This window comes from Bradyrhizobium sp. IC4060, assembly GCF_020193715.1.
GTDB lineage: Bacteria > Pseudomonadota > Alphaproteobacteria > Rhizobiales > Xanthobacteraceae > Bradyrhizobium > Bradyrhizobium yuanmingense.
Genome location: NZ_JADYVJ010000011.1, coordinates 238,687 through 260,331 on the forward strand (window position 1 = coordinate 238,687; position 21,645 = coordinate 260,331).

A 21,645-nucleotide genomic window follows, 5' to 3' on the forward strand; every position below is an offset into this window, starting at 1 on the left:
CATCCCGGGCGCGATCAGCGCTTGGTTATCACGGCTTCCAGATATTCGCTGTGCACCACGATCGTGCCGTCATCGGCGTGGTTGAACTCTTCGAGCAGCGCCAGGAGATCGCGCGCCAGCGCGGCCTGGCCGCTTGCGTCGAGCGCGGCAAACGCCTTCAGCGTGGGGCCGTAGTAGGTCTTGAAGATGTCGAGCCAGTGGTCCGGCGAGCGATAGCGGAACACGAACATGCGCGGCTCGGCGGCGATCTCCGCGGCCACGCCGCCGAACATCTCCTCGAGCCGTGCCGTCGTGCCCCACATGGCCGGCGATTTCACCCCCGCCGGCGGCGGCAAATGCTTGCCGATGGTCTTGAACAGCTGGCCGATGAAGCCTTGCGGCGTCCAGTTGGCAAGGCCGATCTTGCCGCCAGATCTGCAGACCCGCGCGAGCTCGGAAGCGGCCTTGTCCTGATCCGGTGTGAACATCACGCCGAAAGTGGAGAGCACGACGTCGAAGGCGGCATCCGCAAACGGCAGCGCCTCGGCATCCGCCTCGCGGAACTCGACGGCGAGGTGTTCGGCCATGGCGCGCTCGCGCCCGCGCTTGAGCAGCGCCGGCACGTAGTCGGTGGATGTGACGTCACACCAGCGCCGAGCCGCCGCCAGCGTCGCATTGCCGTTGCCCGCCGCGACGTCCAGCACCTTGCTGCCGGCGCGCAGGTCGATGGCCTCGCAGAGTTGTTCCCCGACGATCTGCAAGGTGGTGCCGACCACGGCATAATCGCCGGACGACCAGGCGCCGTGCTGGCGCTGCTTGACGGCGGCAAGATCGGGTTGGGGGGCGGCTGGCTTGAGCGCGGCGGATGTCGACATGGCAATCTCCTGCGGTTGAAAACGCCGGGACGATAGGGCGCATGCGGCGCGCTGGCCTTGAGGGCGGCATGATTTTCCGCTGAGAGCGTCTTGATTTCCGCACCTGAGCCGGCAGACGTGTGACGAAACGCTTTGGGCGCGCGGGCCTGAATAGGCTCCGACACAGTCACTATCCCCTCGAATCAACAATGATGTTAGGCTGATCGAAGCTTGGGGGAGCATGAGGCGTGACGAGGTCGAACGCGACCCCGTGTTTTCCCCGGGTGAGGCAGTCAGCTCTTAAAGGCATAACGCGCGGCATGATTCGCATTTCGACGATCTTCATCGCCATCTGCATGGTCCTGGTCGCGGCCTCGCTTGGGCTCGTGCTCTATTCGGTCGCCGGCATCAGCGGAACGGAATGGGCGATCGTGGCGCTGACCGCGCTGACTTTCCTGATCCTCTACAACGCGGTGTCGATGCGGCTGCGCGACCGCAGCGACGTCGGCGGCCAGATCGCCGATCTCTCGCGCGGCACAGCCGACCTCGCCCGCCAGGTGGCTGAGTTCGGCCGCCGGCTGGCTGCGGTCGAGAGCCGCATCGCCGCGTCCAATTCGACCAATTCCGACCGCATCCAGTCGGTCATCGGCGAGATCAACGAACTCGGCGGATTGGTCAGGCAGCTCGCCACCACCGTGGCCGCCCATGAGGATCTGCTCGCCGGCCACGCGCCGGCCCCCACACCCGCCCCGGTTGCAAGGCCGGAGCCGGAAACGCCGATCGATCTGGCTGCCCCCTTCGAGGAGAAGCCGCTCGCTCCTCCTCCGCTTCCGCAGCCCCCGCCACGGTCGGCGCCGCCGACGGTGCAGGTCCAGGCCGCCCTCCCGGTTCAGACCGCAAATGGACGCAACCAGACCCAGTTGCTGGCGACGCTGCGCAATGCGGTCGACGAGAACCGCATCGATATCTTCCTGCAGCCGATGGTGACGCTGCCGCAGCGCAAGGTGCGGTTCTACGAGGCGGTGACGCGCCTGCGCGACGAGCGCGACCAACTGATCGCCGCCGAGGAGTTCATCAGCATCGCGGAAGCCTCGGGCCTGATCGGGCGCATCGACAACATGGTGATGCTGCGCTGCGTGCAGGTGCTGCGGCGCCTGATGGTGCGCAACAAGGACGTCGGCGTGTTCTGCAACGTCGCGGCCTCCACGCTCGGCAATTCCACCACCTTCGCGCAATGCCTCGATTTCCTGGAAGCCAACCGCGCGCTGGCGCCATCGCTGGTGCTGGAGTTCAAGCAGTCGACCTTCCGCAATCTCGGCCCCGCCGAGACCGAGAACCTCGCGGCGCTCGCCCAGCGCGGCTTCCGTTTCTCCATCGACCATGTCACGGATTTGCGCATCGAGCCGCGCGAGCTGGCCGATCGCGGGGTCCGCTTCATCAAGGTGCCGGCCGCGCTGCTGCTCGATCCCAAGCAGGCCTCCGCCTCCGACATCCACCCGTCCGACCTCTCCGACCTGCTCGGCCGCTTCGGCATCGACCTGATCGCCGAACGGATCGAAGGCGAGCGCGCCGTGGTCGACCTGCTCGACTATGACGTGCGGTTCGGCCAAGGGTTCCTGTTCGCGCCGCCCCGGCCATTGCGGCCGGAGGGGGCATCTGCTACCGGCGGGGCCTCGCCGAACCAGGCGCAGGACATTCAGGGATCCAATGGCTCCGCCACACCCAGCTCAGGCGCGACCTCTTCGGCGCCTCCGCCCCAACGCATCACCGGAAACGCAGCGCTCGCGCGCCGCATCTGATCGGCCGCGCACGTCATGACCGCGCTGCATTTTGCCGAAGGCCTGCGCGAGCTCGTGGGCGGCGTGGAGGTCGTGCTCAGCGATATCTGGGGCGTGGTCCATAACGGGCTGGAATCCTTCCCCGAAGCCTGCGGGGCGCTGCACACCTATCGCAGCCGCGGCGGTACGGTAATCCTGATCACCAACGCACCGCGCCCTGCCGACTCCGTGCAGCGGCAATTGCGCAAGCTCGGCGTCCCCGATGAGACCTATGACGCGATCGTATCTTCAGGCGACCTGACCCGGCTCTACGTCGCCGAGCATCCCGGCCGCAAGATGTTCTGGCTCGGCCCCGAGCGCGACAACTCGATCTATCGCGGCCTCGATGCGGTGACCGCGCCGCTGGAGCAAGCCGATTACATCGTCTGCACCGGCCTCTACGACGACGAGACCGAGACGGCGGAAGACTATCGCGGCATGATGCTGCAGGCGCGCGAGCGCAAGCTGACGCTGGTCTGCGCCAACCCCGACATCGTGGTGGAACGCGGCGACCGGTTGATCTACTGCGCCGGCGCCATCGCCGAGCTCTACCGCGAGCTCGGCGGCGAGGTGATCTTCTACGGCAAGCCGCACCGGCCGATCTACGAGCGCGCCATGGCGCTTGCCGGCGAACGCCAAGGCTACCAGATCGACCGGAAGAAGGTGCTGGCGATCGGCGATTCCGTCCGCACCGACTTAACCGGCGCCCGCGAATTCGGCATCGACTGCCTGTTCGTCACCCGCGGCATCCATGCCGAGGAGTTCGAGGGCCTCGACCAGCTCGACCCGAATTCGGTCATGGAGCTGTTCGGCCACCCGCCGAAGGCGCTGATGCGCGAATTGAAGTGGTGACGGCGGAGCGCGCGCAGCTGCAATGGACTTAGACCAAAGGGCAAGCCTCAGACGCCGTCATGGCCGGGCATAGCCGTCCGAAGGACGGCGTCGCTTGCGCTCGCCTATGACCCGGCCATCCACGTCTTCCTTTTTTTGCATCCAAGAACGTGGATGCCCGGGACAAGCCCGGGCATGACGTTCCAAACGGAAAATTGTTGTCCGGCGAAGAGCGCCCTTACGCGCTCGCCATGTCCGGGAAGACCGCCTCGATCTTGGTCTTCAGCGTCGCCGCATTGAACGGCTTGACGATGTAGTTGTTCACGCCGGCCTTCTTGGCCGCGATCACGTTCTCGGTCTTGGATTCGGCCGTGATCATGATGAAGGGCGTGGTGGCGAGGTTCGGATCCGCGCGGACTTCGCGCAAGAGGTCGTAGCCCGTCATCGGCTCCATGTTCCAGTCGGAGATCACGAGCCCGTACTTCTTGCCGCGCATCTTGTTCAGCGCTGCCGAACCGTCGCTGGCATCATCGATATTCTCGAAGCCAAGCTGCTTCAGCAGATTCCGGATGATACGGATCATGGTGCTGTAGTCATCCACCACCAGAACCGGCATCGACAAATCAACCGCCATCTCGACTCCCCCAACGCAAACCCAGGAATATTACGATCGGACCTGCCAGGCCGGCGCCCGGCAGTTCCACGCCTCAAGGACTAGCACCAAGGCCTTAAACAGCGCGTTAACTGCGGTCAGCTCCGAAGGCTTGAAATCGTGTTCAATGTCTGCCCGCCCCGCCGCTTGACTCCGCGGTGCCGGTCGCGCCACGGTCCGGGCCGGTCCTGCCCGGTTCGAGAATTCCCCTGATGGCTCCGCCTTTTACCGTCATCCGCGATACAACGCCGGATTCCGCGATTCCGAGGGGCGCCGTGGTTGCCATGGGCAATTTCGACGGCGTGCATCTCGGCCATCGCGCCGTCATCGCGGCTGCCCTGGAGATGGGCAGGGCGCATGGCCGGCCTGCGCTGGCCTTGACCTTCGAGCCGCATCCGCGACGGTTCTTCAGCCCCAACACCCCGCAATTCCGCCTGACGGACGAGCGGGCCAAGCTGCGGCTTCTGGCCGGTACCGGGCTTGCCGGCGCCGTGGTCATGACCTTCGACAAGGCCCGTGCCGGAACCAGCGCGCAAGATTTCATTCACCATGACCTGATCGGGCGGCTCGGCGTCAGCGGCATCGCGGTCGGCTACGACTTCCATTTCGGCAAGGGTCGCGTCGGCTCCCCGAGCCTCTTGGTCAACGAGGCGCCCCGGCTCGGCATCGAAGTCGACGTCCAGCCGCATGTCGATATCGACGAGCGGCCGGTCTCCTCCAGCGCGATCCGGATCGCCCTCGCCGAGGGCCAGCTCGACGAGGCCACGACCATGCTGGGCGCGCCCTGGTTCATCACCGGCGAGGTCATCCACGGCGAAAAGCGCGGCCGCGATCTCGGCTATCCCACCGCCAACATCCGCCTGGACGCCAATTGCGGCCTCAAGCACGGCATCTACGCGGTCCGGGTCGGCCGCGGCACCGAGCGGCTGGACGGGGTGGCCAGCTTCGGCCGCCGCCCGACCTTCGACAATGGCGCCCCGCTGCTCGAAATCTTCCTGTTCGACTTCAAGGGCGACCTCTACGGGCAGGCGCTCGACTGCGCCTTCATCGGCTTCATCCGCGATGAGCTGAAATTCGATGGTCTAGAGGCCCTGATTCACCAGATGGACGACGATTCCGCCCGCGCCCGCGCCATGCTCGCCGCCGCCCCGGACGCGTTTCCGCGCCTGGGCGTGATCGATTGAGAGGCGAAACCGGGCCCCCGGACCTTTGCGCTTCCTCCGCCCCCCTGCTATGGAGAGCCCATGTTTGCGCGGCGCATCATAGGGATTAGCGGCCCGGCTTCCGCCTGAGCCTGAGGGCTCGGCGCAAGACCGGGATTTCGTCGTTTCACCCGCGATTCCGCATCGCCATCCGTTCCCGCGCCCCTTCCGAGCCAGTCAGCCTCATGTCCGAAAAGCCGCAAAAGTCCCAAAAGTCTGAAGCCAAGGACTATTCGAAGACCCTGTTCCTGCCGCAGACCGAATTCCCGATGCGCGCCGGGCTGCCGCAGCGCGAGCCGGAGATCCTCAAGCGCTGGTACGAGATCGGCCTCTACGAGAAGCTGCGCCAGAGTGCGAAGGGCCGCGCCAAGTTCGTGTTGCATGACGGCCCGCCCTACGCCAACGGCAACATCCATATCGGCACGGCGCTGAACAAGATCCTGAAGGACCTCGTCACCAAGAGCCAGCAGATGCTCGGCTTCGATTCCAACTACGTGCCGGGCTGGGACTGCCACGGCCTGCCGATCGAGTGGAAGGTCGAGGAGGAGCATTATCGCAAGAAGGGCAAGCAGAAGCCCGACTTCCGCGACAGCGCCGCGATGATCGATTTCCGCAAGGAGTGCCGCGCCTATGCCACGCACTGGCTCGGCGTGCAGCGCGAGGAGTTCAAGCGCCTCGGCGTGATCGGCGATTGGGACCATCCCTACGCCACCATGAGCTATCCGGCCGAAGCCCAGATCGCGCGCGAGCTGATGAAGTTTGCCGCAAACGGCACGCTCTATCGCGGCTCCAAGCCGGTGATGTGGAGCGTGGTCGAGAAGACCGCGCTGGCCGAAGCCGAGGTGGAGTACGAGGACCACACGTCCGATACGGTCTGGGTGAAATTCCCAGTGACCTCGCCCGCGCACGGTGCGCTCGCCTCGGCGAGCGTCGTGATCTGGACCACCACGCCCTGGACGCTGCCGGGCAATCGCGCCATCTCGTTCTCGCCGAAGATCGCTTATGGCCTCTACAAGGTGACGGACGCCCCCGCCGACAATTGGGCCAGGAACGGCGACCTCCTCATCCTCGCCGATGCGCTCGCGCAAGACGTCTTCAAGCAGGCGCGCGTGACGGCTTATGAGAAGGTCCGCGACGTCCCCGGCGACACCATGGACGCGATCGAGTGTGCCCATCCGCTCAAGGGCGTCGGCGGTGGCTACGACTTCATCGTGCCGCTGCTGCCTGGCGACCATGTCACCGACGACACCGGCACCGGCTTCGTGCACACGGCGCCCGGCCATGGCCGCGAGGACTTCGATGTCTGGATGGCAGAGGCGCGCGATCTCGACGCGCGCGGCATCAACACCGCCATCCCCTACACCGTCGACGAGAACGGCGCCTACACCGATCATGCGCCGGGCTTTGCCGGCAAGCGCGTCATCACCGACAAGGGCGAGAAGGGCGATGCCAACGAGGCCGTGATCAAGGCGCTCGTCGAGAAAGGCATGCTGCTCGCCCGCGGCCGGCTGAAGCATCAATATCCGCACTCCTGGCGCTCCAAGAAGCCGGTAATCTTCCGCAACACACCGCAATGGTTCATTGCGATGGACAAGGACATCGCGGTGGGCGGCAAGACGAAGAGCGGCGACACGCTGCGCGCCCGCGCGCTGCAGGCGATCTCGGTGACGCAATGGGTGCCGCCGTCCGGCGAGAACCGCATCAACGGCATGATCGAGGCGCGGCCCGACTGGGTGATCTCGCGCCAGCGCGCCTGGGGCGTGCCGATCGCCGTGTTCGTGCGCGAGAAGGGTGACGGCTCCGCCGAGATCCTCCAGGACGAGGCCGTCAATGCGCGCATCGGCGACGCCTTCGAGAAGGAAGGCGCCGACGCCTGGTACGCGACCGGCGCCCGCGAGCGCTTCCTCGGGCCCCGCGCGAACGAAGACTGGCAGAAGGTCGACGACATTCTCGACGTCTGGTTCGATTCCGGCTCCACCCACGCTTTCGTGCTGGAAGATCCCGTGCAGTTTCCCGGGCTCGCCGGCATCAAGCGCAAGGTCGACGGCGGCGCCGACACGGTGATGTATCTGGAAGGCTCGGACCAGCATCGCGGCTGGTTCCACTCCTCGCTGCTGGAAAGCTGCGGCACGCGCGGCCGCGCGCCTTACGACATCGTGCTGACCCACGGCTTCACGCAGGCCGAGGACGGCCGCAAGATGTCGAAGTCGCTCGGCAACACCATCGAGCCGCAGGCCGTCATCAAGGAATCTGGCGCCGACATCTTAAGGCTCTGGGTCGCATCCAGCGACTACACCGACGACCAGCGCATCGGCCCCGAGATCCTGAAGAACACCGTCGAAACCTATCGCAAGCTGCGCAACACCGTGCGCTGGATGCTGGGGACGCTGCATCATTACAGGCCGGCCGATGCAATCGCGCCGGCCGAGATGCCCGAGCTCGAGCGCTTGATGCTGCACGAGCTCTCAGGTCGCGCCGCCGCGATCGGCAAGGCCTACCGGGAGTTCGACTACAAGACCGTGGTCGCGATCCTGTCGGCCTTCCTGAACAGCGAGCTCTCCGCCTTCTACTTCGACATCCGCAAGGATACGCTGTATTGCGATCCGCCCTCGTCACTGACGCGCAAGGCGGCGCTGACGACCATCGACCTGTTGTGCGCTTCGATCCTGAAATGGCTGGCCCCGATCCTCAGCTTCACTGCGGAGGAGGCGTGGCGCATGTACCGGCCCGACGCCGAACCGTCCGTGCACCTGACGCTGTTCCCGACCGATCTCGAAGCCTTGCGCGACGACAAGCTCGCCGCGAAATGGGAGACGATCCGCAACGTGCGTCGCGTCGTCACCGGCGCACTCGAGCTGGAACGCGCCGCCAAGAACATCGGCTCCTCGCTCGAGGCATCGCCGGTAATCTATGTCGTCGATCGCGCCATACTGGCGACCTTGTTCGACATCGATCTGGCTGAAGTCTGCATCACCTCGAACTACGAGGTGCGGGAGGGCGAGGCGCCGGCCTCGGCGTTCCGCCTCGATGCCGTCCCCGGCGTCGCGGTCGTGGTGGAGAAGGCGATCGGCACCAAATGCGCCCGCTCCTGGAAGATCTCGCCGATGGTCGGCGAAGACGCCGAATACCCCGACGTCACCCCGCGCGACGCCAAGGCGCTGCGCGAATGGAAGGCGCTGGGGGTGAGCATCTGATCGGTCGGCCATGACCCCGCTCCGCGCCGGCATCCTCGCGGCCATGGTCACGCTCGTGGCCGACCAGGCCTCGAAGCTCTGGCTGTTGAACGTGTTCGACCTCGCCCGTCGCGGCGCGGTGCGGGTGACGCCGTTCTTCGACCTGGTGCTGGCCTGGAATATCGGCATCAGCTTCGGCTGGCTCCAGAACGACAGCCAGGCCGCGCAGTTCGCGCTGATGGCCGTCAAAGCGATCGCGGTAGTTGCGCTGGCGATCTGGATGGCCCGCTCGCACACCATGCTCGCGACCGTCGCGCTCGGCCTGATCATCGGCGGCGCCATTGGCAACGGCATCGACCGCCTGGCCTATGGCGCGGTGGTGGATTTCGCCCTGTTCCACATCGAGATCGCCGGAAATACCTATAATTGGTATGTGTTTAACCTCGCGGACGTGGCCATCGTTGCTGGGGTGGCAGCGCTATTGTATGATTCCTTCCTGGGGGTACCCGCCGCAAAAGCGCCCTGATCCCGGCCGATACGGACCGGCAGCTGGAACCCGGCTTTTGCAAGGGTCAAGCCGCGTGTGGGCGGCAATCTGCTACAATATGAAACAGGTACGGTGATGCGCAGCTCGAAAACCAGCGGTTCGATGGTTCGGGGCTCCCAATCGGGGGGCTGGCGGGCACTGAAATTGGCCGCCGTCGCGCTCGGCATCGGCCTCGTCATGTCGACCGGCGTCGCCCGTGCTGCCGACGATGACGACGACGACGACATGACCTTCGAAGAGAAGCTCATCGACAACCTGATGACTGGCCTTGGCGCCCGGAGCATGGAAAAACCCGGCATCGAATACCGCGAGCGTTCGCCGCTGGTCGTGCCGCCCAAGCTCGACCTGCCGCCGCCTGCCGCCGCCGAAGCCGCGGCTGCGCCGAACTGGCCGAAGGACCCCGACGAGAAGCGCCGCAAGGAGGCCATCGCCCAGCGGAAGAAGTCCGGTAACAAGGCAACGGAGTACTGGAAGAACGCCCAGCCGCTGTCGCCCGCCGAGTTGAACGCCCATAGGACGGCCGCCGCCGACAGGACGAGCAATGACCCGGTCCAGCCGGGCACCAACGTGGCCAATCCGACGATGAGCCCTGCCGAACTCGGATATACCGGAGGGCTGTGGAAACTCTTCAAAGGGAACGGGCCCGAGTCCAAGCAGTTTACGTCGGAACCGCCACGCCAATCGCTGGTGGAGCCGCCGCCGGGATATCAGACGCCGTCGCCGAACTACGCCTACGGCGCCGGCCCGGATAATTCGAAGCGGACCTATTTCGACGTCCGATCCGGCAAGGAGAAGGAACAATAGCGTTCCTGTCCTGTCGCGACATTCTGACCCACGCGAAGCGAGGGTCGGCGGGGCATGTCCGCCCACCTCGTTCAAAATTGCTTATCAGTAACTTGCCTAAGCGTTGAGTTCTCTGCTTCGTGACGCGAAGCCTCAGCCGCACGGTGTAGCCTGCCGTGCCCTCCGAGCCGGAGATCCGGGCTCGGCACCTCACAACCAGGGATCATGATGTCCTCTTACCGATCGGCTGCCTGCCTCCTTGCCGCGCTGCTTTCGACGAGTGTCCTTTCGGCCGGCGCCGCCCTTGCCCAGACCACGGTGACATCGGCTCCGCCCGCCAGCTTCACGCTCGCCAACGGCATGCAGGTCGTGGTGATCCCGGACCGCCGCACCCCCGTTGTCACCGAGATGATCTGGTACAAGGTCGGCTCGGCCGACGAGACGCCCGGCAAGTCCGGCCTCGCCCATTTCCTCGAGCACCTGATGTTCAAGGGCACCGCGAAGCATCCGGCAGGCGAATTCTCCCAGACCGTGCTGCGTGTCGGCGGCAACGAGAACGCTTCGACCTCGGTCGACTACACCAACTACTATCAGCGCGTGCCGAAAGAGCAGCTGCCGACCATGATGGAGTTCGAGGCCGACCGCATGACGGGCCTCGTCCTCAAGGACGAGAACGTGCTGCCCGAGCGCGACGTCGTGCTCGAAGAGTACAACATGCGCGTCGCCAACAATCCGGATGCGCGGTTGAACGAGCAGATCATGGCCGCGCTCTATCTCAACCACCCTTATGGGCGGCCGGTGATCGGCTGGCATCAGGAGATCGAGAAGCTCGATCGCGAGGATGCGCTTGCCTTCTATCGTCGCTTTTATGCGCCGAACAACGCGATCCTGGTGATCGCCGGCGACGTCGACGCCGCCGAAGTCCGCCCGCTGGTCGAGCGCAATTTCGGCTCGATCCCCGCACAGCCCGCGATCCCGGCGCGGCGCGTTCGTCCGCAGGAGCCGGAGCCCGCCGCCCCGCGCACCGTCACGCTGGCCGACCCGCGCGTCGAGCAGCCGAACATGCGGCGCTATTATCTCGTGCCCTCGGCAACCACGGCCGCGGCCGGCGAGAGCGCGGCCCTCGACGTGCTGGCGCAGTTGATCGGCAGCGGCAGCAATTCCTATCTTTACCGCGCCCTCGTGGTCGACAAGCCGCTCGCGGTCTCCGCCAGCGCCAGCTATTCGAGCATCTCGCTCGACCCGACCCAGTTCGCGATCTCGGCTGCACCGAAACCCGGCGTCAGTTTTACAGAGGTCGAGCAGGCGGTCGACGGGGTCCTTGCCAACGTCGCGCAGAACCCGATCCGCGCCGAGGATCTGGAGCGGGTCAAAACCCAGCTCATTGCCGAAGCGATCTACGCCCAGGACAACCAGGCTGTGCTGGCGCGCTGGTACGGCGGCGCGCTGACCACCGGCCTGTCGATCGAGGACATCAGGAGCTGGCCCGATCGCATCCGCGCCGTCACCGCCGAGCAGGTTCGCGCCGTTGCGCAGAAATGGCTCGAGAAGAAGCGCTCGGTGACGGGCTACCTGATCAAGGACACTGCAACCGCCAAGCGCGAGGAGAAGCGCTCGTGACCTATTCCTTCCTTCGCCGCATTGCATTCTCCGTTGCCGCCGGCGCGGTCCTCGCATTCTCTGCGGTCTCGCCGTCGCAGGCCGCCGCAAAGATCCAGCACCTGATCTCGCCGGGCGGCATCGAAGCCTGGTTCGTGCAGGACGCAACCGTGCCGCTGATTGCCATGGAATATTCCTTCGCCGGGGGCTCGGCGGAGGACCCCAAGGACAAGCCGGGCGTTGCCAATCTGGTCGGCTCTCTCCTCGACGAAGGCTCAGGCGATCTCGATTCCAAGACGTTCCATGAACGGCTCGACCGCCGCGCCATCGAGCTGTCCTTCAACGCCACCCGCGACACCCTCCGGGGCAGCCTTCGCATGCTGCGCGACAACAAGGACGAGGCCTTCGACCTGCTCAGGATGGCGCTGACCTCGCCGCATTTCGACACGGCCGACGTCGAACGCATCCGCTCGCAGGTCATCTCGGGCCTGCGCCGCGAGACCACCAATCCGACCTCGCTGGCGAGCCGCAAGTTTCTGGAGCTCGCGTTCGGCGATCACCCCTACAGCCGGCAGAGCAACGGCAACCTCGACAGCGTGCCGACCATCACAATTGCCGACCTGAGGAATTATGTCGGCCGTGTCCTCGCCAGGGATGGCCTCAAGATTGCGGTCGTCGGGGACGTCGATCCGGCTACGCTCGGAAAGCTGCTCGACCACACCTTCGGCAGCCTCCCGGCCAAGGCCAATCTGACGCCAGTCCCCGACGTCGAGGCCGCAAAGCCGCCGCAACGCGCCTTCGTGACCCTCGACGTGCCGCAGACGGTGATCACCTTCGGCGGACCCGGCGTGAAGCGGAGTGACCCCAGCTTCATGGCGGCCTATGTGGTCAATCACATCCTCGGCGGCGGCGGTCTGTCGTCCCGGCTCTATCGCGAGGTGCGCGAGAAGCGCGGGCTGGCCTATTCGGTGTACGAGTCGCTGCTCTGGATGCAGCACTCGGCGATTTTCATCGGCAATACCGGCACCCGCGCCGACCGCGCCGGCGACACCATCGAGGCTATCGAACAGGAGGTGCGCCGCATCGCCGAGGAGGGCCCGACGCAGAAGGAGCTCGATGAGGCCAAGTCCTACCTCAAGGGCTCGCAGATGCTGGCGCTCGACACCTCGTCCAAGCTGGCACAGGCGCTGCTGCAATATCAGCAGGACAAGCTGCCGATCGACTATATCGAGAAGCGCAACGCCATCGTCGACGCCGTGACGCTGGACGATGCCAAGGCAGCCGCCAAGCGGCTCTGGGGCCAGGGGCTGCTCACCGTCGTCGTCGGCCGGGCCCCGCAGGCCGCCGCGCAACCGGCGGCTGCACCGGCGACGAAGTCGAACTGATCTCTTTTCTCGACGTTTCCTGAATGGCCGGGGCCATCCCGGCCATTTGCGTTTCACGGCAGCGCCATTGCTGAGGACGAATGTCCGCGGTATGTCCTGACATCACGAATGGTGCCAGCATGCTGCGGATATCCCGCGATCTCGTCATCGACGAGGACGACATCGAGATCGGCTTTGTCCGCGCCTCCGGCCCGGGCGGGCAGAACGTCAACAAGGTCGCGACCTCCGCGCAGCTGCGCTTCGACACGCGCAAGCTGACCTTGCCCGAGGACGCGGCGCTGCGCCTTGCCCGCATTGCCGGCCAGCGCATGACCAAGGACGGCGTGATCGTGATCCACGCTCAGCGCTTTCGCACTCAGGAGCGCAACCGTCAGGATGCCATCGACCGTCTCGTCGAGATCCTCAAGGAGGCCATGGTCCGGCCGACGCCTCGCCGTGCGACGCGGCCGACCTTCGCCTCCAAGCAGCGCCGGCTCGAGGGCAAGAAACGCCGCAGCGACATCAAGGCCGGCCGCGGCCGGAGCTTCGACGATTGATGCGAAAAACCTCCGGTCGCGCGAGCGACCGGAGATTTGCCGTTCGCGAGCTGGCGTCAGTAGCGCTTGCCGGCCGCAGCACCGCCGGTCGCCGCATCGTCCGTGGTGCCCTTGCGCGTCGCGCTGCCGGTGGTCCCGACGGACCCCTTCGTGCCTTTGCCCGACTTCATGCCGACCTTCTCGCCGGCTGCGCCCTGCTGTGCACCGAGATCCTCATCCTCACTGCCTGACGCGCCTCCTTGCATGGGCTTGCTTTGTACGGTGCCGCCAGGCCTCGTCCCAGACGAGGTGCCTTGGGCGAGAACGGGCGTTGCAACGAGGGCCGCGAGAGCGCAAGCGATCGCAGAGGTCTTCACCAACTTCATCCATTTCTCCTGGAATGTCGCGATGAACCGTCGGTTGCCTTCTGCACCGTTCGCCTGCACCGGACCGGTTCATCGCGAAGAGAGTTCGAACGGCGCGGTGTGATGCAAGCCGCGTCGTGTGGTGATCGTTTAGGGTTTTCGCGGCGCTTTCGCGGAATTGTGCTCCTCATATGCGGCGGTGCGGAACATGCCAAGCATTCCCGACGGACGAGGCGCGCCGAAAATGTCCCCCATTTCGGGTGTGGGAAGCTCGACCTGACCCATGCATTTGTCGCTGCGCGGCATTAGACTTGAGAATATTCGCCGAGTGAGCCTCATGCCCGTCCGCCAGCTGCCAGAACAGGTCGTCAACCGCATCGCCGCCGGCGAGGTGGTCGAACGTCCGGCGAGCGTGGTCAAGGAGCTGGTCGAGAACGCTATCGATGCCGGCGCGAGCCGCATCGACGTCTTCACCGACGGCGGCGGGCGGCGGCGAATCGGCGTCACCGACGACGGCAGCGGCATGATCGCGAAAGACCTTGCGCTCGCCGTCGAGCGCCATGCCACCTCCAAGCTCGACGACGAGGACCTGCTGCAGATTCGCACCCTCGGGTTTCGCGGCGAGGCCCTGCCCTCAATCGGCTCGGTGGCGCGCCTCTCCATCACCACGCGGCACGCCAGCGAGCCGCACGCCTGGGCGTTATCGGTCGAGGGCGGCGAGAAGTCCGGGATCATGCCGGCGGCGCTGGCGCATGGCACGCGCGTCGAGGTTGGCGACCTCTTCTATGCGACTCCGGCGCGGCTCAAGTTTCTGAAAACTGACCGCACCGAAGCGGAAGCCATCCGCGAAGTGGTACGGCGCCTCGCGATGGCGCGGCCCGACATCGCCTTCACGCTCGCCGGCGAGGAGCGCGCACCGGTGACCTGGACCGCGGCGCTGCCCGGCGCGGCCGGACAGCTGACTCGGCTTGGCGACATCCTCGGCGCCGAGTTCCGCAGCCACGCCATCGAGGTCCATGCCGAGCGCGAGGGCGTCGTGGTCGCCGGCTATGCTGCGGCTCCCGCGCTGACCAAGGCCAACGCACTCGGTCAATATCTCTTCGTCAACGGCCGGCCGGTGCGCGACAAGCTCATTCTCGGCGCCGTGCGCGCGGCCTATTCCGACTATCTGCCGCGCGACCGCCATCCGGTGCTGGCACTGTTCGTCACGCTCGATCCGCGTGAGGTCGATGCCAATGTGCATCCGGCCAAGACCGAGGTGCGCTTCCGCAATGCCGGCCTCGTCCGCGCGCTGATCGTGCATGGCTTGAAGGAAGCGCTGGCGCGCGAGGGCCGCCGCACCGCCGCCAATAGCGGCGAGAGCGCGCTGTCCTCGTTCCGCCCAGCCTTCACGCCGCCACGTCCGGCAAGCTGGGACTGGCGCGCCTCGCCAGCCGCCCCGGTGGCGCCGATGCCGTCGTTCGAAGGCGCCGCCGCGCCCGCCTTCGCCGAGCGTGCGCAGGCTGCCTTCGACGTCGGCGCGCCCAGTGCTGACGTGCGGATCGAGACGCAGCCGGTAGCTGATCTCGTGGACCGCCCGCTCGGCGCGGCGCGCACGCAGATCCACGAGACCTACATCGTCTCGCAGACCCGCGACGGCCTGATCATCGTCGACCAGCACGCCGCGCATGAGCGCATCGTCTACGAGCGGCTGAAGGCCTCGCTCGCCGCCAACGGCGTGCAGCGGCAGATCCTGCTGATCCCTGAGATCGTCGAGATGGATGAGGCCACTGTGGAGCGCTTGCTCCAACGCAGCGAGGAGCTGGCGTCGTTCGGCCTCGCCATCGAATCCTTCGGCCCCGGCGCGGTCGCGGTGCGCGAGACGCCGTCGCTGCTCGGCAAGACCAATGCCGGCGGCCTGTTGCGCGATCTCTCCGAGCACATGGCCGAATGGGACGAGGCGCTGCCGCTCGAACGCCGCCTGATGCACGTCGCCGCCACCATGGCCTGCCACGGCTCGGTGCGCGCCGGCCGCCGGCTGCGGCCGGAGGAGATGAACGCGCTGCTCCGCGAGATGGAGGACACGCCGAACTCCGGCCAGTGCAATCACGGCCGGCCGACCTATGTCGAGTTGAAGCTGAGCGACGTGGAGAAGCTGTTCGGGCGGAGGTGACGGTGCCGTAGGGCGGATTAGCCGAAGGCGTAATCCACCTCTTCTGCGTCCGCAGTGAGAGACAGTGGCGGATTACGCTTTGCTAATCCGCCCTACGCAAGAACACAAACTCCGTGTCGTCATAGGCGCGCCGCTCCAGCTCCTCGAAACCTTCAGGCGTCACGAACTGCGCGGCCTTCGCCTCTTCCACCACGAGCAGCGCGCCGGGCGTGAGCCAGCCGCCGTCGCGAAGGCTCGCGAGGGCCTTCTCGGCAAAGCCCTTGCCATAGGGCGGATCGAGGAACACCAGCGAGAACGGCTCGACGGGATGCGCGGGGCCGAGATCGGTCGCATCGCGGCGATAGACTTTTGTCACCCCGCCGAGGCCGAGCGATTCCACATTGTTGCGCAGCAGCGCCCGCGCCTCCGCGCCGTTGTCCACGAACAGCGTGAACTTCGCCCCGCGCGAGGCCGCCTCGATGCCGAGCGCGCCGGTGCCGGCGAAGAGATCGAGCACGCGCGCATCCGCAATCGGATCGTCATAGGCGTGCACGAGGATGTTGAACACGGACTCGCGCAACCGGTCCGCCGTCGGGCGGATGTCGCGCGAAGACGGTGAGGCGAGATTGCGCCCCTTCAAACGACCGCCGACGACGCGCAACTTCAATCCTCCCGCGGCGTCAGGTCACGCTTGCCGTGATAGCCGCGCTTGGGACGGCGCGGCGGGCCGTAGCCGCTCGCCTCCATCTCGTTGCGCTCGCGCGCTTCCTCGCTGCCGGTGCGCTGCACCAGTACGCGGCGACCCTTGCGGTCGCTGATCACCGCGCGCTTGCTGGCGGGCTTCTTCTCGCTGGTCGCGTCGTCGACGCGCGAAGATGACTTGGAGGGCGCGTCGAACTGCGCGCCCGACTTCTCGATCACCTTGTCGCCGAGCTGCTCGCGCAGCACGCGCGCGCGGATCTCCTCGACCTGACCTTCCGGAATCTCGCCGAGCTGGAACGGTCCGTAGGAGACGCGGATCAGCCGGTTCACCTCGAGGCCGAGATGGGCGCAGACATTGCGCACCTCGCGATTCTTGCCTTCGCGGATCGCGAACACCAGCCAGACATTGGCGCCCTGGTCGCGTTCCAGCGTGGCCTCGATCGGACCATACTTGACGCCCTCGATCTCGATGCCGTTCTTGAGCTGGTCGAGCTGCGCCTGGGTGACGTCGCCATGGGCGCGGACGCGGTAGCGGCGCAGCCAGCCGGTGTCGGGCAGCTCGAGCGTGCGCGCGAGGCCGCCATCGTTGGTGAGCAGCAGCAAGCCCTCGGTGTTGAAGTCGAGCCGGCCGACGCTGATCAGCCGCGGCAGGCCTTCGGGCAGATTGTCGAACACGGTCGGACGGCCCTCGGGGTCGTCATGCGTCGTCATCAGCCCGCGCGGCTTGTGGTAGAGAAAGAGGCGCGTGCGCTCGCGCTCCGGCAACGGCTTGCCGTCGACCATGACGACGTCGTTCTTGGTGACGTCGAGCGCGGGCGAGTTGATGACGCGGCCGTTGACGGTGACGCGGCCCTGCGTGACCATCTCCTCGGCATCGCGGCGCGAGGCAAGCCCGGCGCGGGCCAGCACCTTGGCGATGCGCTCGCCGGCCTTCTTCGGCTTCGGCGCGTCGTCGCGGCGCGGCCGGCCCTCGAAATCACGATCGCGCTCGCGATAGGCGCCGCGGCCGCCGAAGGCGGGACGCTTCTCGAAGATCCTGCTGTCGTCCTCGTTCTCGCGGCGCGGACGATCGCGGAAGCGGCCTTCGTTGCGCGGATGCTCCTGCCAATCCATGCGGCCTTCGGGGCGCTGGCGCGGGCGATCGAATTTCGGACGGTCACCGCGTTCGCTGTCGCGGTCACGGGGCCGATCGAATTTCGGCCGCTCGCGGAACGGGCGGTCACCGGATGCGCGGTCGTCGCGCGAGCGAGAGAAACGCGGACGTTCATCGTCACGACCGCCCCCACGGCGCTCGTCGCGCTGACGCCAGGGCTTCTCGTCGCCGCGATCACGGCCGCCGAAATCCTTGTCGAAGCTCTTGCGCGGGCGATCCCCGCGCGGTGCGCGATCACCGCGATCGAAATTCGGACGGTCTCCGCGCGGCTTGAAGCTGCGTTCGCCACGATCCTCGCGCGGCCCACGGTCGCGTTCGCGATCCCCATGGCCGCGTTGGCGATCCCCACGGTCGCGTTGGCGATCCGGCCCGCCCCGCGAAAATTTCCGTTCGCCGTCGAACTTGCGCTCTGGACGGTCGCCGCGCGGCGCGTAGGGCTTCTTGTCGCCGAACTTCCTGTCGCTGGAGCGGCCGGCCGAGCGGGCATCGTCGCGACCCCTGCGCGGCGGACGATCGTCGCGGCCAAATGACGGGCGATCGCCGCGCGGCTTGAAGCTGCGCTCGCCGCGGCCTTCACTGCCGCGGTCGTCGCGCTTGAAACGGGGACGGTCACTGAAATCGCGGCGCGGTGCGTCGCCCTCCTCGCGGCGGCGGAATGGACGGCTGTCACGGTCGCCACGGGGCGGGCGGCTGTCGCGCGCGCCCTTACCCTCACCCTTGCCCTCGAAGCTGCGCTTGGCGAATTTCTTCTCTGGCCCGCGCGGCTTGCCGCTACGGCCTTTGGCCGGGCCTCGCCGGCCGCGGGAATCGTTGTCTTTGTCGCTGTCGCGAGGCATGACTAATCTCACTTAAGGGGTGGCGCGAGCATTGTGCGCGCTCGCTGCGAGCCGCATGCTCAGGCAAAATCGGTATCCACTCTTGCTGAAGGCGGAGCTAGTAGCAGGTTTCTGGCGATGATACGAGGCATGAAAGCCCCTTCTTTCATGGATTTGGCGCTTCTGGCGGCCGAAAACGCCGGAAAATCGGGCGAAGTTCCTGTTGGATGCGTGGTGGTCCGCGATCACGAGGTGATCGCCACCGGCGCCAACCGGACGCTGACCGACCATGATCCGACCGCCCATGCCGAGATCATCGCGCTGCGCGCGGCCGCCGCGAAGATCGGCAGCGAGCGGCTGGTCGACTGCGACCTCTACGTGACGCTGGAGCCCTGCACCATGTGTGCGGGCGCGATCTCGTTTGCAAGGGTGAGGCGGCTCTATTACGGCGCGGCCGACCCCAAGGGCGGCGCGGTGGACTCGGGCGTGCGGTTCTTTGCCTCGCCGACCTGTCACCACGCGCCGGACGTCTATTCCGGCGTCGGCGAGAGCGAGGCGGCGCGGCTGCTGAAGGAGTTCTTTCGGGAGCGGCGGTAGGTCGGAGTCGCGTAGCCCGGATGGAGCGAAGCGCAATCCGGGACAGTGCCGCGGCGAGGAGAGAATCCCGGATTTCGCTGCGCTCCATCCGGGCTACAAGATCGTCAGGCCAAGAAGAACTCGCGCAGCGCCCTCGCTGTCACATCGGGATTCTCCTCCGTGAGGAAGTGGCCGGAATCCACCGGCATGCCGGAGGCGTTCGTGGCCCATTGCTGCCACGTGTCGAGCGGCGTCGCGGCGGCCTGGGCGATGCCAGCATTGCCCCACAGCGCCAGCATCGGAATCGTGATCTTCTTGCCGGCCTCGAAATCGGCCTTGTCGAGGTCGTAATCGAAATAGGCGCCGGCGCGGTAATCCTCGCACATCGCGTGGATGCGGGCGGGATCGCGGAACGGGGCGAGGTAGTGCTCGAGCGCGCGCGGGTCGATCGCATCGAGCGTCTTCGACCTGGTCTGGCTCGCCATCTTGAAGCGCAGGAAGAACTCGCCTTGGCCTGCGATCAGCGTCTCCGGCAGCGGATAGGGCTGCGCCAGGAAGGTCCAGTGATAGATCTTCAAGGCATAGGCGCGGTTCATCCGCTCCCAGTAATTATAGGTCGGCAGGATATCGAGCACGGCGAGCTTCGACAGCCGGCCGGGATGGTCGAGCGCGAGCCGATAGGAGACGCGGCCACCCCGGTCGTGGCCGGCGAGCGCGAAATGCACGTGGCCGAGCCGCTCCATCACCTCGACCATGGCTTTCGCCATGGCGCGCTTAGAGTAGGGGATGTGCAGCGCATCGCTCGCGGGCATGTCGGACCAGCCGTAGCCCGGCAGGTCGGCGATGATCAGCGTGAAGTGCTCGGCCAGCTCGGGCGCCACCTGGTGCCACATCACGTGGGTCTCGGAGAAGCCGTGCAGGAGCAGCAGCGGCGGGCCCTTGCCGCCGACGCGGGCGAAGATGCGGCCGAACGAGGTATCGATCCATTCGGCGGCGAAGCCCGGATAGAGGTCGGCGAGATCGGACATCTTGTTGCATCCTTGTTGGCCGGTGGCGGGGCCGCTCGACAAAAAGTGTCGAAAACAACCCCATGCACAGTACCGGTATTATCGTCGGGGCAACTAACCCCAACTGCTGATTGCACATTCTGGCGTGCAGATGTGGCGGCGCGGTGACGCGAATGTCGCGATTCCGGATCGGCGCGTTTGGGGGCGCCGTCCGCAATGACGCGCTAATTTTTGGCCTTTTCCGCCTCCACGGCCTGCCAGCCGATGTCGCGGCGGCAAAAGCCGTCCGGCCAGTCGATGCGGTCGACGGCTTGATAGGCGCGCGCCTGCGCTTCCGTCACGGTCGCCCCTAGCGCGCAGACATTGAGCACGCGGCCGCCATTGGCGAGGACCGCGCCGTCCTTGGCCACCGTGCCGGCGTGGAAGATCTCGACATTGTCGACCTTGGCAGCCTCTTCCAGCCCGCCGATGCGCGTGCCCTTCTGGTAGTCGCCGGGATAGCCCTTCGCCGCCATCACCACCGTCAGCGCGGATTCCTTGTGCCAGCGCAGGTCGAAATGCTTCAGCTCCCCGTCGCAGGCGGCGAGCAGCGCCGGCACGATGTCGCTCATCATGCGCAGCATCAGCACCTGGCACTCGGGATCGCCGAAGCGGACGTTGAACTCGAACAGTTTTGGGCCCTGCGTCGTCAGCATGATCCCGGCATAGAGCACGCCGCGGAACGGCGTGCCGCGCTGCTTCATGCCTGCCACCGTCGGCAGGATGATTTTGGCCATGATCGCGTCGTGGACGGCAGGCGTCACCAGCGGCGTCGGCGAATAAGCGCCCATGCCGCCGGTGTTCGGGCCGACGTCGTGGTCGAACACGCGCTTGTGGTCCTGGGCGGAGGCGAGCGGAATCGCCGTCTCGCCGTCGCAAAGCGCAAAGAAGCTGATCTCGCGGCCCGGCAGAAACTCCTCGATCACGACCTCGGCGCCGGCCTCTCCGAAGGCGCCCTCGAACATCATGGCGATGGCGTCCTCGGCCTCGCGCACGGTTTTGGCAACCACGACGCCCTTGCCGGCGGCAAGGCCATCGGCCTTGACCACGATCGGCGCGCCCTGGCTCTGCACATAGGCGCGCGCGTCATCGGCATTGGTGAAGCGTTTGTAGGCGCCGGTCGGAATGCCGAACTCGGTGCACAGCGCCTTGGTGAACCCCTTTGAGCTTTCGAGCTGGGCCGCCACCATGCTCGGCCCGAACGCCTTGATGCCGGCGGCTGAGAGATCATCGACGATGCCGGCCGCGAGCGGCGTCTCCGGCCCGACCACCACGAGCTCGACCCTGTTCTGCTTGCAGAAGTCGATCACGGCGGCATGGTCGGCCACATCGAGCGCCACGCATTCCGCCTCCCTGGCGATGCCGGCATTGCCGGGCGCGCACCAGAATTTGGTCACCAGGGGAGAGGCCGCGATCTTCCACGCCAGGGCATGTTCGCGGCCGCCAGAACCGAGCAGGAGAATGTGCATCGAGGGCTCAGGATAAAGGGGTTTTGCTGGGGGCGGAGGTCGCACGAATCG

Annotated in this window: 18 protein-coding genes; 11 read left to right on the plus strand and 7 right to left on the minus strand. The window is 66.4% G+C overall.

Annotation, left to right across the window (positions count from 1 at the left end; all coding sequences use genetic code 11):
- Positions 1 to 14 precede the first annotated feature (14 nt).
- Entirely contained in the window at positions 15 to 854 is an 840-nt protein-coding gene (locus I6F16_RS29555; RefSeq protein WP_225174222.1) for a class I SAM-dependent methyltransferase, read from the minus strand.
- A gap of 299 nt (positions 855 to 1,153) precedes the next feature.
- On the opposite strand from I6F16_RS29555, the gene I6F16_RS29560 reads away from it, so the two are divergent.
- Positions 1,154 to 2,632, plus strand: coding sequence for an EAL domain-containing protein (locus I6F16_RS29560; RefSeq protein ID WP_225174223.1), 1,479 nt, complete (start codon positions 1,154 to 1,156; stop codon positions 2,630 to 2,632).
- A 15-nt stretch (positions 2,633 to 2,647) separates the two neighbouring features.
- Positions 2,648 to 3,502: a TIGR01459 family HAD-type hydrolase gene (locus tag I6F16_RS29565; protein ID WP_225174224.1), complete on the plus strand. Its 855-nt coding sequence runs from the start codon at positions 2,648 to 2,650 to the stop codon at positions 3,500 to 3,502.
- 217 nt (positions 3,503 to 3,719) lie between these two features.
- On the opposite strand, the gene I6F16_RS29570 is transcribed toward I6F16_RS29565, so the two are convergent.
- Positions 3,720 to 4,115, minus strand: a complete 396-nt coding sequence (locus I6F16_RS29570; protein ID WP_008567674.1) for a response regulator — start codon at positions 4,113 to 4,115, stop codon at positions 3,720 to 3,722.
- 230 nt (positions 4,116 to 4,345) lie between these two features.
- On the opposite strand from I6F16_RS29570, the gene I6F16_RS29575 reads away from it, so the two are divergent.
- The 7 genes from I6F16_RS29575 to arfB all read left to right on the plus strand — a co-directional run bounded on the left by I6F16_RS29575 (position 4,346) and on the right by arfB (position 13,358).
- Positions 4,346 to 5,317, plus strand: coding sequence for a bifunctional riboflavin kinase/FAD synthetase (locus I6F16_RS29575; protein WP_036027101.1), 972 nt, complete (start codon positions 4,346 to 4,348; stop codon positions 5,315 to 5,317).
- A 203-nt stretch (positions 5,318 to 5,520) separates the two neighbouring features.
- Positions 5,521 to 8,529, plus strand: a complete 3,009-nt coding sequence (ileS, locus tag I6F16_RS29580) for an isoleucine--tRNA ligase (RefSeq protein ID WP_225174225.1) — start codon at positions 5,521 to 5,523, stop codon at positions 8,527 to 8,529.
- A 10-nt stretch (positions 8,530 to 8,539) separates the two neighbouring features.
- On the plus strand, positions 8,540 to 9,034 hold the full coding sequence (gene lspA, locus I6F16_RS29585) for a signal peptidase II (protein WP_036009258.1): 495 nt from the start codon (positions 8,540 to 8,542) through the stop codon (positions 9,032 to 9,034).
- A gap of 96 nt (positions 9,035 to 9,130) precedes the next feature.
- Positions 9,131 to 9,859, plus strand: coding sequence for a hypothetical protein (locus I6F16_RS29590; protein ID WP_225174228.1), 729 nt, complete (start codon positions 9,131 to 9,133; stop codon positions 9,857 to 9,859).
- A gap of 207 nt (positions 9,860 to 10,066) precedes the next feature.
- Positions 10,067 to 11,458 (plus strand): pitrilysin family protein, encoded by a 1,392-nt coding sequence (locus tag I6F16_RS29595; RefSeq protein WP_225157376.1) that lies wholly within the window; start codon positions 10,067 to 10,069, stop codon positions 11,456 to 11,458.
- Complete coding sequence (locus I6F16_RS29600) at positions 11,455 to 12,822, plus strand: pitrilysin family protein (protein WP_225174226.1); 1,368 nt, start codon at positions 11,455 to 11,457, stop codon at positions 12,820 to 12,822. The genes I6F16_RS29595 and I6F16_RS29600 overlap by 4 nt, the downstream gene beginning before the upstream one ends.
- Before the next feature lie 119 nt (positions 12,823 to 12,941).
- The gene (gene arfB, locus I6F16_RS29605) at positions 12,942 to 13,358 is read left to right on the plus strand and encodes an alternative ribosome rescue aminoacyl-tRNA hydrolase ArfB (protein ID WP_027575820.1); all 417 of its coding nucleotides are present in this window, start codon (positions 12,942 to 12,944) and stop codon (positions 13,356 to 13,358) included.
- Positions 13,359 to 13,414: 56 nt separating this feature from the next.
- Here arfB and I6F16_RS29610 read toward each other — a convergent pair whose 3' ends face one another.
- Positions 13,415 to 13,723 carry a hypothetical protein gene (locus I6F16_RS29610; RefSeq protein ID WP_225126843.1) on the minus strand — a complete coding sequence of 103 codons (309 nt, stop codon included), beginning with the start codon at positions 13,721 to 13,723 and terminating at the stop codon, positions 13,415 to 13,417.
- A 316-nt stretch (positions 13,724 to 14,039) separates the two neighbouring features.
- On the opposite strand from I6F16_RS29610, the gene mutL reads away from it, so the two are divergent.
- Positions 14,040 to 15,854 (plus strand): DNA mismatch repair endonuclease MutL, encoded by a 1,815-nt coding sequence (mutL, locus tag I6F16_RS29615; protein WP_225174227.1) that lies wholly within the window; start codon positions 14,040 to 14,042, stop codon positions 15,852 to 15,854.
- An 82-nt stretch (positions 15,855 to 15,936) separates the two neighbouring features.
- Here mutL and rsmD read toward each other — a convergent pair whose 3' ends face one another.
- Both rsmD and I6F16_RS29625 read right to left on the minus strand, forming a co-directional pair.
- Positions 15,937 to 16,494 (minus strand): 16S rRNA (guanine(966)-N(2))-methyltransferase RsmD, encoded by a 558-nt coding sequence (gene rsmD / locus I6F16_RS29620; RefSeq protein WP_225114845.1) that lies wholly within the window; start codon positions 16,492 to 16,494, stop codon positions 15,937 to 15,939.
- Between the two features lie 2 nt (positions 16,495 to 16,496).
- Positions 16,497 to 18,524: a pseudouridine synthase gene (locus I6F16_RS29625; protein WP_225114846.1), complete on the minus strand. Its 2,028-nt coding sequence runs from the start codon at positions 18,522 to 18,524 to the stop codon at positions 16,497 to 16,499.
- 117 nt (positions 18,525 to 18,641) lie between these two features.
- Between I6F16_RS29625 and tadA the strand changes: the two genes are divergently transcribed.
- A complete protein-coding gene (gene tadA, locus I6F16_RS29630) occupies positions 18,642 to 19,100 on the plus strand; it encodes a tRNA adenosine(34) deaminase TadA (protein ID WP_225114847.1) in 459 nt (152 codons plus the stop codon).
- A gap of 104 nt (positions 19,101 to 19,204) precedes the next feature.
- Here the strand turns inward: tadA and I6F16_RS29635 are convergent, their stop codons facing one another.
- Positions 19,205 to 20,107, minus strand: coding sequence for an alpha/beta hydrolase (locus I6F16_RS29635; protein WP_225114848.1), 903 nt, complete (start codon positions 20,105 to 20,107; stop codon positions 19,205 to 19,207).
- 203 nt (positions 20,108 to 20,310) lie between these two features.
- On the minus strand, positions 20,311 to 21,594 hold the full coding sequence (purD, locus tag I6F16_RS29640; RefSeq protein WP_225114849.1) for a phosphoribosylamine--glycine ligase: 1,284 nt from the start codon (positions 21,592 to 21,594) through the stop codon (positions 20,311 to 20,313).
- Positions 21,595 to 21,645 lie beyond the last annotated feature (51 nt).